Annotated in this window: 16 protein-coding genes; 13 read left to right on the plus strand and 3 right to left on the minus strand. The window is 41.4% G+C overall.

Annotated elements, in window-relative coordinates; genetic code table 11:
* Positions 1 to 4 precede the first annotated feature (4 nt).
* The gene (locus tag OTK01_RS01740; RefSeq protein ID WP_269011681.1) at positions 5 to 1066 is read right to left on the minus strand and encodes a hypothetical protein; all 1062 of its coding nucleotides are present in this window, start codon (positions 1064 to 1066) and stop codon (positions 5 to 7) included.
* 6 nt (positions 1067 to 1072) lie between these two features.
* Positions 1073 to 1273, minus strand: coding sequence for a helix-turn-helix domain-containing protein (locus tag OTK01_RS01745; RefSeq protein ID WP_269011682.1), 201 nt, complete (start codon positions 1271 to 1273; stop codon positions 1073 to 1075).
* 148 nt (positions 1274 to 1421) lie between these two features.
* Between OTK01_RS01745 and OTK01_RS01750 the strand changes: the two genes are divergently transcribed.
* Complete coding sequence (locus OTK01_RS01750; RefSeq protein WP_269011683.1) at positions 1422 to 1859, plus strand: helix-turn-helix domain-containing protein; 438 nt, start codon at positions 1422 to 1424, stop codon at positions 1857 to 1859.
* 29 nt (positions 1860 to 1888) lie between these two features.
* Here OTK01_RS01750 and OTK01_RS01755 read toward each other — a convergent pair whose 3' ends face one another.
* A complete protein-coding gene (locus tag OTK01_RS01755) occupies positions 1889 to 2107 on the minus strand; it encodes a helix-turn-helix domain-containing protein (protein WP_269011684.1) in 219 nt (72 codons plus the stop codon).
* A gap of 160 nt (positions 2108 to 2267) precedes the next feature.
* On the opposite strand from OTK01_RS01755, the gene OTK01_RS01760 reads away from it, so the two are divergent.
* From OTK01_RS01760 to OTK01_RS01815, 12 genes are all read left to right on the plus strand, one after another.
* Positions 2268 to 2627 carry a helix-turn-helix transcriptional regulator gene (locus OTK01_RS01760; protein ID WP_269011685.1) on the plus strand — a complete coding sequence of 120 codons (360 nt, stop codon included), beginning with the start codon at positions 2268 to 2270 and terminating at the stop codon, positions 2625 to 2627.
* 302 nt (positions 2628 to 2929) lie between these two features.
* Positions 2930 to 4246, plus strand: a complete 1317-nt coding sequence (locus OTK01_RS01765) for a DNA cytosine methyltransferase (protein WP_269011686.1) — start codon at positions 2930 to 2932, stop codon at positions 4244 to 4246.
* A 1-nt stretch (position 4247) separates the two neighbouring features.
* The gene (locus OTK01_RS01770) at positions 4248 to 4898 is read left to right on the plus strand and encodes a hypothetical protein (RefSeq protein ID WP_269011687.1); all 651 of its coding nucleotides are present in this window, start codon (positions 4248 to 4250) and stop codon (positions 4896 to 4898) included.
* A gap of 5 nt (positions 4899 to 4903) precedes the next feature.
* Positions 4904 to 8209 carry a DISARM system helicase DrmA gene (drmA, locus tag OTK01_RS01775; RefSeq protein WP_269011688.1) on the plus strand — a complete coding sequence of 1102 codons (3306 nt, stop codon included), beginning with the start codon at positions 4904 to 4906 and terminating at the stop codon, positions 8207 to 8209.
* A gap of 13 nt (positions 8210 to 8222) precedes the next feature.
* Complete coding sequence (gene drmB / locus OTK01_RS01780; protein ID WP_269011689.1) at positions 8223 to 10046, plus strand: DUF1998 domain-containing protein; 1824 nt, start codon at positions 8223 to 8225, stop codon at positions 10044 to 10046.
* The gene (locus OTK01_RS01785; RefSeq protein WP_269011690.1) at positions 10043 to 10498 is read left to right on the plus strand and encodes a phospholipase D family protein; all 456 of its coding nucleotides are present in this window, start codon (positions 10043 to 10045) and stop codon (positions 10496 to 10498) included. The genes drmB and OTK01_RS01785 overlap by 4 nt, the downstream gene beginning before the upstream one ends.
* 55 nt (positions 10499 to 10553) lie before the next feature.
* Positions 10554 to 11213 (plus strand): HhH-GPD family protein, encoded by a 660-nt coding sequence (locus tag OTK01_RS01790; protein ID WP_269011691.1) that lies wholly within the window; start codon positions 10554 to 10556, stop codon positions 11211 to 11213.
* Positions 11214 to 11244: 31 nt separating this feature from the next.
* Positions 11245 to 11685 carry a hypothetical protein gene (locus OTK01_RS01795; RefSeq protein WP_269011692.1) on the plus strand — a complete coding sequence of 147 codons (441 nt, stop codon included), beginning with the start codon at positions 11245 to 11247 and terminating at the stop codon, positions 11683 to 11685.
* A gap of 421 nt (positions 11686 to 12106) precedes the next feature.
* Positions 12107 to 12301, plus strand: coding sequence for a hypothetical protein (locus tag OTK01_RS01800; protein ID WP_269011693.1), 195 nt, complete (start codon positions 12107 to 12109; stop codon positions 12299 to 12301).
* A gap of 15 nt (positions 12302 to 12316) precedes the next feature.
* Positions 12317 to 13198: an SDH family Clp fold serine proteinase gene (locus OTK01_RS01805; protein ID WP_269011695.1), complete on the plus strand. Its 882-nt coding sequence runs from the start codon at positions 12317 to 12319 to the stop codon at positions 13196 to 13198.
* Between the two features lie 535 nt (positions 13199 to 13733).
* Positions 13734 to 13982: a CopG family transcriptional regulator gene (locus tag OTK01_RS01810; RefSeq protein WP_269011696.1), complete on the plus strand. Its 249-nt coding sequence runs from the start codon at positions 13734 to 13736 to the stop codon at positions 13980 to 13982.
* Positions 13979 to 14317, plus strand: a complete 339-nt coding sequence (locus tag OTK01_RS01815) for a type II toxin-antitoxin system PemK/MazF family toxin (RefSeq protein ID WP_269011697.1) — start codon at positions 13979 to 13981, stop codon at positions 14315 to 14317. The genes OTK01_RS01810 and OTK01_RS01815 overlap by 4 nt, the downstream gene beginning before the upstream one ends.
* Positions 14318 to 14770 lie beyond the last annotated feature (453 nt).

Here is a 14770-nt window from a genome sequence, read left to right on the forward strand (position 1 = left end):
TTCTTCACGCTGTGCTATTTGGTCCAGGTCGAATAGGCTGGATAAGGGAGTACGGGTCAAAGTCCGGATCCGGCTGCTTTCCAAGTCTGATTGGTTTGATGATTGAGTATGGATCGTCTGGAGGAAGTTGACCATATTTTCTGCTGTCTTTCTTATGCTTTCCATCACTACCACTCTCCTTTTTGTTGTTTTTCAAAACATTGATTAAATACCCTTCCGGCTTTTCAACCGACTCATGTTTGAGCTTGTATTCAAGCCTGTCCAGAGCCCACAAAACTTCAGCATAGCCATACTGATTGTACAGCTGCCCCAGCAGCGGATAGAGCTTTTTGTCATACTTGCCGGTGATCTCTTCAAACCGCTTAACAAGGTCCACTATCAACTCTTTGTTATTTACTGCTGGTGGTGAATTGTTAGCATCTTCCCCAGTAGATTCCTGTGTCTTCAAACCCGCTTCTGTGTTAACGTTAGTTAACTTATTATCTTTTAAAATCTCTAAATTATCTTGATTATTTAGAGTGTTAGTATTATTGTTAATAATATAACTGTCAAAGATATTTATATCTTTCTCGTTTTGCGGGTTTTGATTTTCAGGCTTCAGGGTGGGCTGCTCTGAAGCCTGTTTTTCTGCCTTTTCTGAGTTTTTGTCAGATAATTCCATGTAATTTTCCACTGTAAAATTACACTGTAAATTTACCTTGGAATTTTCCACTGTATTTTTCCACTGTAAATTTCCACTGGAAATATTCAGTGAATCTTTTGGCTGTAATTCATTTAAATGGCAGTTAATAAATGAATTCAGCCTGTATCGAGTAGGTTCACCTTTTCTGCCAATAACAAAATCTATTAATCCTGCTTCTTTTAGTTTATTTCGCATTTCTAACAATGTTTTTTCAGAGATTTGAGCAAAATTTACTAATTCCCAGTTGCTTATTGCAAACCACCCGTTGTCGTCGGCACGCTGGCTTAAAATTAGGAATTTATACCACAACAGCTGTGCCAGTGGCGGAAGAGAGTGAGTTTTTAACCACTCTTCAAATAATTCTATTTCTTTTTGGATGCTCATTTCTTTTCACTTCCTTTCGTAAACCAGCTGACATATATCTATTTCTAACACTTCAGCAATTCTTTTGGCGATTTCAATTGATGGATTTGTTTTAATTCCTGCTTCAAGTTCACTAATATATGATTGTGAGATACCTGTTAATTTTGCTAATTCTTTTTGAGTAAGACCTTTTTCTTTTCGCAAGTGTCGAATTTTCTTTCCTATCATATCAATCACCCCAATCAATTTATATTATATCGCTATAGACGATATATTGCAATAGTGTTTAATAAATGATTGTTAAGGCTATAATCAAAATTGGGTTTGGTTGTGGTAATCTATAAATAGCCAAAGTTATAAGGAGGCAATTACTTTAATGGATGTTGCAAGAAGAATTATTGAACTTCGTAGAAAGTATGGAATAAGCCAATATCAACTTTCAAAATTAGCCGGTGTATCTCAATCTGCTTTATCAGAAATTGAACGGGGAATAAAACAACCAACCATCACCACAATAGAAAACATATGCAGAGCTTTCAATATAACCCTTGCTGACTTCTTTGCTGAAAAAGAACCTGAGATTTCACCTGAAGTCAGGAGTCTGATTAACACCGTAGCAAATTTGAGCTCAACACAGATAAAGCTGCTGGATAGCTTTTTAAAAACCTTTCAACCAGAAAGGGTTATCTTTCTTGACGACTTGTCTCCAGAAACTGCTGAGTTGATAAAGATAACTAAAAAGCTCGATAAAGAAAAAATAAGGATTTTATTGAATGTCGCAAGGTCAATGTCTGAAAGTAGGGAAATACTCTAAACCCTTTTCAGCCGGTCTTGCCATTATAATCACTCTCCAGACTTATTAAGAATAGTTTGATTAAGTATCGTCTTGAACAACTCCTCCGGAGTGGTTTGATAGAGCTTAGCCATCTTTGTAAGCAACTTGTATGAAGGTGTTCTTTTTCCTCTTTCTATCATTGAAAGGTAGTCTTTGTGAATGTTGAGTTGCTCGGCAGCTTCATATTGAGTTAATTTCATTCTTTTTCGATAATCCTTCAAAGTCAACTTGACTCACCCCAATAGAACAATTAGTTCTGAACTTACAGCTCTATTATACTGAACAAATTGTTCTATGTCAATATGTTTTTAATAAAATCAGACCATTTAGTTCAAAATATTTTGCAGAGAGGAACAAAATGTTATAGTTATTATTGAGGTGTTCACAGTGAGAAATCGAATAAGAGAACTAAGACTTGAAAGGGGACTAAGTCAAGAGGAACTTGGTAAAGTCCTTAATGTGAGCGGAAGAACCATTGGACACTACGAAAACGGATCTCGTGAACCAAGCCCAGAAGCTTTAAATAAACTTGCAGATTTCTTTGGGGTAACCATAGATTATCTGCTGTGCAGGACTGATGTGCGCTCTAAAGATGAGCAAGACACAAGAAACAACCTGCAGACCACGGCAGATGCTAACAAAGAAGCTGCCGCTGACGATGTAAAAGAGTTGCTGCTTCTGGCTCAAAATCTGCAGGAAGAAGATTTGAAACTGTTGAAGCAAATAGCAAAAAGACTCGGGAGATAATTTCCGATTTCCTGTATCAGGCAAAAGTATTATTTAATGTTGAACAGCAAACAATTATAAAACTCAGTTTTCAGGTAAGGGTCTGTTGCATTTGAAAACAGAGTAAGGTACAATTAGAATTAAAGGCAATATATGCTGTATCAGCTTGACCGGAGTAAATTTAAAAACATGCAGAGGAACCCGGACGGTATTGTTACCCGGATCGGACCTTTTGTTTCCCGCTTGAGTGACTGGAGAACCACCTTTTTCTGTGTACTGCTGTCAGGAAATTTTACCCTGAGTTTGAAAAGAGGTGAACCCGGATGCCAGGAACGGAACTGTTTGCCGTGGACCTCTTTGCAGGCGCCGGTGGATTGATGGAGGGTTTCAGAAGAGCAGGTATAAATTTTATAGCCCATGTGGAAAAAGATAAGTACTGCTGTCAAACTCTTCAAACACGCCTTATTTATCACTTTTTACGTGAGAACGGCGAAGAAGACCTGTATTATAAATATCTTTACGGAGAAATTACCAGAGAAGAATTTGTCAATTTATACCCGGATGAGTTCGGACAAATAAGTAAAACAATTATAAACATTGAAATAAATGATAAAACACTGCCATATATAGTTGACAGGATAAACTGTTTGATGAGAGAAAAAGGACTAAAAAACATAGATTTGCTGATTGGCGGGCCACCGTGCCAGGCATATTCACTTGTGGGGAGAGCCCGGGACCCGTACAACATGGAAAACGACCCGCGCAACTATCTCTACAGATACTATATCAGAATCCTCAAAAAATTTAAACCCGAAGTATTTGTATTCGAGAACGTACCCGGGATACTTTCCGCGGGTGACGGAAAACTTTTTTCAACTGTTCAGCGTTACTTTAAAAAAGCCGGCTACGAAATTGAATACCGTATTCTGAACAGTGCGGATTTTCTTGTTTTGCAAAACAGAAAAAGAGTTATATTGATGGGATGGAAAAAAGGCAGTAATTTCAAGTATCCTGAGTTCAAAAAAATAGAGCATAACTATAAAGTAAAAGACCTGCTTCTTGACCTGCCACCTCTCAAACCAGGTGAAGGAGAGGACAGAAAGCCATTGAATTATATTGCACCACCTTCAGATTACCTCAGCAAAACAGGAATAAGACAGGACAGGGATGTTGTAATACATCACAGGGCCAGAAACCACAGAGCACTTGACCTTGAAATTTACAGAATTGCAATAGAGTACTATCTGAATGGTAAAAAATTAAAATACACAGATTTACCGGAACATCTTCAGACGCACAGAAATAAAGATTCGTTCCTCGATAGATTCAAAGTTGTTGACTGGGAGGCGCCATGCAGTCATACTGTTGTATCTCACATAAGCAAGGACGGTCATTATTATATTCATCCGGACATCAAACAGCTAAGATCAATCACCGTACGGGAAGCAGCAAGAATTCAGTCTTTTCCCGACAACTACATATTTGAAGGATCACGAACACAGCAATTCATACAGGTCGGCAATGCAGTTCCGCCTCTCATGGCATATGGAATAGCTGCAGAGATAAAAAAATGTTCTCATAATGTTTTACAGCAAATAAGTCCGGATTTTCAAATAATTGTTTGCAAAGGAGGGCTTTAGAATGAGAGAACTTATTCTTGCCGACCTGATCAAAGATGTGCTCGGACCGAGAAATGGTGTTGATGAAATTCTGAACCACAGTCCGTCAGGTGAATTTATCACGGGAGTACTTGCACCACAAAACATTCATGAAGAAAGGGATCCGGATACAGAAAACGCTGCATTTATCGAAATTGATACCGGAGAACCCGAAGACATGGATACCGGCGAAAATACAGCGGTCTTTTCGCCCGAACTCAACCCGAAAGATATACCGCATTCAATGGGGATTTCATTCTGCCTGTCTGCCAGAAACAATAACCCTGAAATTCAGATATGTGTTACCTGGGCAAGGTATTTTCAGGTGGAAGAAAATCAGTGGAAGAGAGAGGCAAGGGCTTTTGTTTCCGGTCCGGTGGAAGTCTTTGTTCCATCAGAGAAAGAAAACAGAAGCAGACGGAAACTGAAAATAGATAAGGACGGTGAAATTGTCCCGGATGATACTTCCGCGGAAGTCTGTCTGTATATAGATAGCAAAAAAACTGCTGAAAACCTTTTTTATGTGAGCATATATCTGGTTAATGTCATACAGAATGAACTGGGAAAAAACAGTGATGAAAAAAGATATTCCAGCCACAGATACGCATCGTATGTGCTGAAAACACAAAAGTAGAATCAATGCAGATTGACATAAAAGATGCCGGAATGGAGGATGAGGAGATAAATTTCCTTTACAGAAATTTTCCTCTTATAGCAAAAGGGCATCTCTGTTCAGCTGTATGGAGGGAAATTGACCCGGCAGGCTGGTTGAACGAAAACAGCATGTGCGAATATCCGTTTGGCTGGCCGGATGGCAGAATTGTTGCCAGAAAATACGGTGAAGAAATATACCGGAAATTTTTCCTGCCGGATCTGCGAACAGAATTCGTTCCTGTCTATACAATTGCCAATCCAGACTTTGAGTGGAAGAATGACGAAAGACCTGAACTTGATACTGCTGTGCTTGCAGAACTCTGGGATGAAGAGGAGATTGAAAGAAAGCTGTTGCCGCTGTACAGAGGTTACAGCCGGTGGATTGAAGAACAGGAAAAACAGACCGGAAATTTAAAAGAAAAAGAAAGAGAAATAGCTTTCCGGCTCATAAACAGATGCAGAACGGTACTTGAAAGAATTAAAAAAGGAATAGACCTGCTTGTACAGGATGAAGAAACAAGACTGTGTTTTTGTTTTGCAAACAGGGCCATTTCTCTGCAGTCGGAATGGGTAACAGGGAAAAGTCTCAAATGGCGACCGTTTCAGCTTGCTTTTATTCTCATGGTTCTGGAATCCATCGTAAATCCTTCGTCAGAGTTTAGAAAATACTGCGATCTTCTGTGGATACCAACCGGAGGTGGAAAAACAGAAACGTATCTTGCCATAATTGCTTTTACGCTGGCAATGCGCAGGAGACGTGCACTGCAGAAAAATGAGGGGGACAGAACCGGAGCGGGAGTGGCAGTTATAACCAGGTACACACTTCGCCTGCTAACAATACAGCAATTCAGACGGGCACTCAGACTTATCACTGCATGTGAGTATTTGAGAGTTTACGGGCTCGGCGAAAACAGTGAAATTGGCTGGAGACCCTCAAAATGCAGTATCAGAGGACATTTCATCTGGGGAACGACCGTTTTTTCGGCAGGACTGTGGGTAGGCGGTAATGTGACACCCAACAGACTTACGGATACTCTATCCCTGTCAGAAACCAGAGAAAACAGAAAGATTCCCGGAGCGCTGAGCATTCTCAAAGGAGAAAAAGGATCCGGTGAACCCGTGCAGGTTCTGGAATGCCCTGCCTGTGGCAGCATCCTTGCAGTTCCTGAAAACGGTGGGATATCGCATAGCTTTACTCTCCATATTGTCGTTGAGACCAGTAAAAACCTGAATCTTCTATCAACCGGGGCGTTAAGTACCGTTAAACTCAAAGTTCTACAAATCAGAAGTACTCCACACGGATCCAGTAAGCACTGTACTTTGAGTTTTACCATCGAACCCGGAGCTGAAATAAGTGCCCGTGAGCTTGATACCTGGTGGAGGGATATTGTTTCTGTCAAACTCGGGGTCAAAGAAGTGTGTGCAAGAGCATCAAAACCAGGTTACTTTATCAGAAAGTATATTTCAAAAAGCCATGGCAGTGTTCAGGAGTACGACTTTGACATTTTTTGCACGAACCCGGATTGCCCTCTGCACAAACCCTGGTGTGCCGGTGAACCGGCAGGTCGTATCTGCGACACGATACCTGCCCTGATGTGTCCAACGGTTATAAATGCCGGAGAAACTTACGTAAAAGCACCGGATAATAACAGATTTATATATGTACCCGAACCGTTTCGAAAAGGTCAGCCATATATTGCTGATAGAATTCCGGTACCTGCTCTGACGGTTGACAGTCAGATTTATTCACGGTGTCCATCGCTTCTTGTGGCAACAGTGGATAAATTTGCAAGACTTCCATTTGAGCCACGTGCCGGGAGTATTTTCGGAAATGTTGATTATCACCACTGTGTGTACGGTTACTACAGGGATTCTCTTCCACCTGTTGATGCGAACAGTTCAAACGGTATACATCCGTCTCCGGCAGGGACGGCAAACAATCCGAATTATGTCAGTGTAAATAGATTTTCACCACCCGAATTAATTATCCAGGATGAACTCCACTTGATTGAGGGACCGCTCGGGAGCCTGGTGGGACTGTACGAAACTGCAGTGGACGAACTGTGCAGCTGTGAAGGATACAGAGTAAAATACATTGCCTCAACGGCAACTGTTACCCGGGCGACAGAACAGGTACAGTCAGTATTTACCAGAAAATTATTGCAGTTTCCACCACCGGCACTTGATCCTGCGGACAGATTTTTCCTGAGAATAGTTCCGGCGGATCCGCTGAATGACAGAATGCCGGGAAGACTGTATGCAGGCATATGTGCGCCCGGCCGTGGACCGCTGACACCGGTTATAAGAATCTGGGCGAGACTTATGCAGACCGTATACGAGCTTGCATATAAATTCAGCGGGGAAGAAATTGACCCCTACTGGACACTGACAGGATACTTCAATGCAATAAGAGAGCTTGCCGGTGCAAGGGCTACATACTGGCAGGATATTCCGGAGAGATTAAAGGATATAGCAGAAGGTGGAAATGTGCGACAGCTGATTGACAGCTCGGACCATGTTGTCGAACTTTCCGGTCGAACGGATTCGACGGAGCTGCCGGCTTTACTGGAACTGATAAATTCAAGTTTTTCAGGTAACCCTTTGATTCCGGGCAGTCCCGATGCAATGTTTACAACATCTATGTTTGGAACAGGAATAGATATAGGACGGCTGGGTCTTATGGTGGTCCACGGACAGCCAAAAACAACCTCTGCATATATCCAGAGCACGGGTCGAGTCGGGCGCAGAACGGGAGCTCTTGTCGTTGTCTTCTACAGGGCCTCGCGGCCAAGAGACATGAGCCATTACGAAATGTTCTGCGGATATCACCGTGCACTAGATAGATACGTTGAACCGGTCACAGTTTCGCCTTTTTCGCCGGGTGCACTGGAAAGAGCCGGCGGTGCGGTTGTAACATCAATTCTGCGAAACGGCAATCATGCAGGATTGTTGTGGCACAGAGATGATTCGGCATCCCTGATGCTCAGAAGAAGGAACTGCCCGGAAGTGAGAAAACTGTGTGATCTTATGGAGCTCAGGGCCCAGAAACAACCGGCAGACAGAAGACCCGTGAGAGATTACTGTAAACAGTTTATTGCTTCGGAACTTGATAGATGGAAGATTATTTCGAATACGTCCGGGGATACCCTGAAATATGCAGAGTATTTCAGAACTACATCCGATGTTGTACTCGGTGACCCTCCACATGAACGTGCAGGTTTCAGAGTAGTATTCAGAAATGTACCGCAGTCACTGCGGGATATTGAAGAGACTATAACATTTGAAACCTGAAGGGGTGAGAAAGGTGCCACAGCAGCAGATAAGAAAATCGCAGTTTATACTGACCTATGGTCCCGGTTCAATTCTGGAAAGTGTCACCGGTCCCAGGATTATACCCGGTCCGCTTGCCGGACTCTTCAATAGACCGGTGAACGGTAAAAATCTGTCACCGGTGGATTTTGAAATAAGCCATCAGCGGTTAACGGAAGGTCTGTTCCGCAACGGTACAAGAATATTCCGGATACCATCCAATGCCGAACTGGGTATTGAAGAAAATGTCCCACTGTACACGACCCGGCCTTTTCCCGGATGGGGGCTGTGCATAGACCACGGTATTCTCTACAGACTGGGTGATGACTGTCCGGAGTGCAAACGTTCAGGTGGAAGGTGGAAGAAAAAGCGCCGTGAAGCCATCCGTTTCGTCAGGGCCTGTCCGGCAGGACACCTTGACGATGTGGACTGGAACTACGTGGTACACAGCAAATCAAAAAGAACCGCGGAATGTACCGGGGAATGGTTTTACTGGCAGAGACAGGGCGCAAGTCTCAAAGAAATTAAAATCAGATGTCCTGTATGTAAAGCCGAAGTAAATATGGGTGAAATATACAATCGCCCCTGGCCCTGCAGCGGCCGGTTTCCGGAAAGAGAAACAGAGGGTTTTCCCGTTAGACCCGGGTGCAGACGTGAAGCCAGAATCATTCAACGCCAGGCAAGCAATCTGAGGATACCGGAAGTAGTAACGCTTTTTACAGTTCCACCGAGACATACGAAATTACACCGGCTTCTCGAGAATCAGGCAATAAGAACTGCCGTAATCACTGCGGGTTCGCTAGGTACTCAGCTCAATTGCAATAACTTTTTAAAGATGCTTGAAGATTTGAGAAGACAGTCTCTTATAACAGAAGTAACATATGAAGAAATCCTGAAATATGACTGGAGAGAGATAGAAAGTGCGCTGCAGGATTTGAAAAAACCTGTACCGCAGTCATACAGAGAGATACTTGTGGATGAATTCAACAGGCTTGTCGATGCAGCATACAACGGTGCATCTGCCGGCGGAAGGGGGTCTGCAGAACTTCTTTTTGAAGTTATAAAACAGGATATTCGCACTTTCAGGTCACCCGGCGGTCTGAATTTCAGAATTGTTCCGGTAACAAGGTTAAATACTGTAACAGTACAGACAGGATACAGAAGATTTGTTTGCTCAAAACCAGAAGAGACCGAACTGGTCGATATATCTTTTACAGATGAAAGAGGTAATCGCTGGCTTCCAGGAATAGAATTTATGGGCGAAGGAATTTTTGTCATGCTGGAAAAGGATGATGAAAACCATTTTCAGTCCGGTGGAAAGAATTACAGCAAGTGGTTAAATGCGTACAGGAACAGGAGAAACGAAAATTACAACCAGCCCGGGTTGTTCAGAGACGATATGTACAGAGATGAACTTCACCCTGTATTTGTCTGGTGGCATACTCTTTCACACATCATACTCAGGACTCTTTCTGTCGGCTCGGGATATTCACTTTCTTCGATAAGAGAACGGATTTATTTCGACATAGACAGAGACGGGCATGCGCGCGGTGGGATTATTTTTTATACTGTTCAGCCCGGGGCAGACGGTACACTGGGGGGACTGGTTTCTCTTGTTCCACATTTTGGAGAGATTCTGTCCCGGGTTCATCAGATGGCAGAGAAATGTTCAAATGACCCTCTGTGCGGGGAACAGGAATTTGCTCCGGGCAAATCGAACGGTGCTGCATGTTACGCCTGCACAATGGTTTCAGAAACATCATGCGAGCACAGAAACATGTGGCTTGACAGACATATTCTGGTGGAGAATTTGCCATGATTGAAATTCTTGTGACCGGTGAAAAACTTGTCGGAAAGGGTATTCGTTCGCTGGGAACCGTCATAGAAGAACTCATAGTATCTGCGACCGATGAAATTCATGTGGCGGCATATCTCATCACTTCCACAACACTGGTTGATCTGCTTGCCGGCGCTGCGGGCAGGGGTATAAGAGTGTATGTCGTGGTCAACGACCTTGGTGAACAACCTGCCGGAGTCAGGGAAAAACTGCTGGCAGCAGTCAAAAAGTTCGAACATTTTACAGTAAGAGAGTTTTCCCGCAGAAATAAGGGTGTTCTGCATGCCAAAGTACTGGTGGTGGATAGAAACAAAGCGGTTGTGGGTTCCGCAAATTTCACATATTCGGGTATGACAGAAGGAAATTATGAAATCGCAGTTCTGCTGGAAGGAAGAGAAGCGGCAATTATTGCAAGGATAGTTGAAGAACTGTAGAATTTTTTCAGAATCCTCTATTGAGGGGTTTATTCCACGGAAAGGGAGAGAAGAAGTGCCGGGCAGTAAAAAAGAAATAATAACCGATTTTATGATAAACTTTTACCGGACAAACGGGAGAAAATATCCCTGGCGCTGTGAACGAACTCCATATAAAGTTTATCTGTCGGAAGTTCTCCTTCAGAGGACGAGAGCGGATCAGGTTGAACCTGTTTTCAACCACATCGTATCCGTCTGTCCGGATATAAGGACTCTTTATAACCGGTTTGATGAAGTGGTTCAGAGGATGCTATCACTGGGGAGAAGATGCCGGCTGGAATATTTTAAAGCAGGACTGGAATATATATTGAAGAATTATGACGGCAAAATACCCGCTGACAGAAACCTGTTGCTTGCAATACCCGGTATTGGAAATTATATTGCAGCAGCAATAAGAATATTCGGCTACGGTATTCCGGATGTAATAATTGACACAAATGTGGTCAGAGTGCTGTGCAGACTGTACGGGTTGCAGCCGGACGGCGAAACCCGGCGGAAAAAATACTTTATTGAGCTGGCCAGGACACATTTACCGCAAAAGAGTTTTGTGGAATACTCGTACGGCATCCTGGATTTTGCAGCTGAGGTATGCAAGCCGGGTAACCCCCGTTGCAGTATCTGTGATTTAAATTTTCTGTGCGATTACTGGAAGACAGGAAAGACCGATAAAAAATAAAAAGACAAAATCCTTGGAGGTGTATGAATTGATGTTCTGGAAAAAGAAAATTCCATACCTTGTAAAAGAATACGATCTAATTTCCTATAAAGAGTATAAGGGAAGAGTAAAAAAGGATGACCGGATGAAACTGATAACAGATATAAGGACAAAATTACACAAACTTCCCAGAGAAAAACTTTACGATTTGTATTATACATTAAAGGATTATTCGAGGTCCAGAAAAATGGAATCTCAATTCTGGTCCTCAATTGCATTACCAGTGTATATAGGCATTTTCACAGTGATGAATTTACTGGGTGAGGATATATTGAAAAATGGTGGAGATATACTTTTCTGGGTTGTGGGAGTGGTACTTCTTTTCACTGCAGTTATGCTGGTAGTTGCACTGTTATTCAGGAGACATGAAAAAGTGTGGAGATATTACCGCTTTATTCTCGAAATAATAGAAAAGGAATTTATTGAGCAATAGAAAAGCACAAGTGGTTGAAGTAACATCGAACAAAATCTAAAGAAATTCCCGGCCGGCTCAAATTACAGTCAGTTAATATTTACCCGCTGAGTTTCAAAATAGAGTACAGGGGAAATATAATTACAGTAATAAAATCCAAGAGTCAGTAAAAAGATGTGTTTAAAAATGCAACAATAAAAACCAGACCAGAGAAGAAGAATTATGGCTTTTGTTTTTGTAGTGTAACGGGTTACTTCCGTTGCGCGTTCAAAAGTTAAGTGTATTTAAAAGTAAAAGCATAATGGTCGCTCAATATCTGTTGTAATTTCTGGAACTTTGTGTTACAATAAAAACACAGAAATATTTTTTTCTTAAAATGTTAGTCTATTAACCACTTTGAAAAGGGGGTCAGGTTTCATTACAAAGTGAGGAGGATATAGCAATGAAAGATTTGCAAGCATTTTTTAAAAATCTGGATTACAGTAAAGGCAATAAAAAAACAAGTGAAGAATGCAGAACTTTCAAAACTTCATATGAGCGTATTGAAAAAGAACTGAGAAAACTTGAAAAATATATGCTGAATGAAAAAGAAGTTAGAGAACATCTATATGGAAGACCATATAAGACAAAAGCATAGAAGGTGAAATAGTAAATGTATTCAGAATTTCTTCCTTCTCAAACACCACTTTTCTATGCGAATAATTGCGACAGATACCAGAGACAAGAATGGATTAAAAAGATAGAAGAACTAACAGGAAGAAAAGTTCTGATTTATATTGCCAATCACAATCATCCTCTCAGCAGTATTACAAGAGATGACCTGCTTCCTTTTTATGATATATTGTATGACATTCGACCTGATTGTCAGGATGACGTAGACCTTATTGTTCATTCACCTGGTGGGGATCCAAATGCTGCTGAACTGATAGTAAATTCAATACTATCAAAAGCAAAGAGTTTTCGTGTTATTGTTCCGTTAATGGCTAAAAGTGCTGCTACCATGATGTGTTTGGCAGCAGATGAAATTGTAATGAGTGATTCATCTGAACTTGGTCCTATAGACCCGCAAATACCAATCAGACAACCTTCAGGAATAGTAGAATATAGACCTGCAATAGCTTTTTTAAAAGGGATTGAAAAAATAAAGGAAGAAGCAGAACAGAAAGGGTTAAATCCTGTTTACATACCGATACTACAGGGAATAGACCCTGCATTCTTGACCAGTTGTGAACAAGCCATAAATTTTACAAGAGACCTGGGGGAAAAATGGCTACTGCGGTCAATGTGCAAGGATAATCCTAAAAAAGCTGCTGAGATAGTGTCGCAACTTCTTGACATAGATAAATATCCTAACCATGGACAGGTTATAAACTATGAAGAAGCAAGACAGATAGGATTAAAGGTTGAATATATAAAGTTTGATTCTGACCTGTGGCAGCTAATCTGGAGATTAACAGTCATTTACCAGAATGAGTTAAGAACAAAACAACTGGTTAAGATTTTTGAATCAAGAAACTACTCGGCAGTAATATAACTTTAAAGGCAAGGTAGTCAACCTGAAGTACCATCCGCACAGGATGTCTAAAATAACCGCTGGATTGTCAGGGGGATGCTGCATAGCCTTTTCATATTCATATGGAATCAAAAACCTTATTAAGGCAACAGAGTTCAAAACAAGTGTTAAAAGTTGCTCCGCGTTCTCAAGCAGGGTTAGTGCAGGGATACAGGCAAAAAGACTGAAAGAAGGATTGTAAACGATTACATATGGACGTAGTAACGAAAAAACAATACTGGCAAATGGCAGGCTGGCTTGAAAGCTCAAACACAACCTGCAGAAGTGACTAAAATCCTTGAAGATCCTGCTTTTAAACCGTGTTGCAAAACCGGAAAATCGGGTGTATAATAAAATCAACTGGAGAACCTGTGTTGAAAATGCATCTACAGAAATGTAAAAAATAGATACAAAACTGCCCTGGTTTAATTAACCAGGGTTTTTTAGTTTGCTAAAAGTTATTTCAATGTGGTATACTATTAAGTAGACAAATCAATCTACAGGGTGATAATCTCTGATGAACAAAACCACAACAGTAAGAGTGGATATTGAAACATATGAAGGCTTAAAAAAACTTTCTCAGCAACTCAATCAACCAATGCAGAAGATAATTCAGGAAGCTCTTGCAGAGTACAAAAGAAAAGTTATACTTTCAGCAACTGCGGAAGCTTTTGCTGCTCTTAAAGAAAACAATAAGCTGTGGCAGGAAGAAATTGAAGAAAGACAGCTGTGGGAAAACACATTGCAGGATGGGATTGAAAAATGAACCCTACAAGAGGAGAAATATGGCTTGTAGATTTAAATCCTACACGGGGCCATGAACAGAGCGGTGTTCGACCAGCAGTAATAATCTCTGTTGATGAGTTCAATTCATGTCCTGCTGACTTAGTGGTTGTTGTGCCAATCACAAGCAAGAACAAGAATATACCCATGCATGTAGAGATACAGCCTGAAAACAGCGGGCTTGCCAGAGTGTCGTTTGCAAAACCGGAAGATATAAGGTCAATTTCAAAAGAAAGGCTTGTAAAAAAGATAGGACAATTACCAAAAGAAAAATTGAAAGAACTGGAGGAGAAAATAAGGATTCTGCTGGGACTGTAGAGATAAGCCATAGCTGACAGGTGTTCGCTATTAGAAATGGTTGAATCCAGTTGCGAAGGATCTCGCAGATGTGCCTGTGGGAAAACTGAACAAAAAGCTCAAATCAGACACAGGGTGTATTGCAAAACCATTGATAGACCTGAATTTGCAGGCAGCAGGCAAACCTGAGAAGGGCTTTTGAGCTGGGGTTAGAGTACCAGAGTAAGCAACAAAGTAGGGAAGGAGATTGTAAACGATTACATAAGGATGCGACAGTAAAAGTCATACTACTGGTAAACAAAGCTGGTTCAAAAGCCCAAACAGAACCTGCGCCAGCAGTTAAAACTTGAGAATTCTAATTTTAAATTGTATTGCAAAACCTGAAAATCGGGTGTATAATAGAAACTGTCTGAAGCAATGTGTGGAGAATACGTCTACAGAAATGTAAAAATTGAAACAAAGTCACAGGTCTCT

This window comes from Caldicellulosiruptor acetigenus (assembly GCF_026914305.1).
Taxonomy (GTDB): Bacteria; Bacillota; Thermoanaerobacteria; order Caldicellulosiruptorales; family Caldicellulosiruptoraceae; genus Caldicellulosiruptor; species Caldicellulosiruptor acetigenus.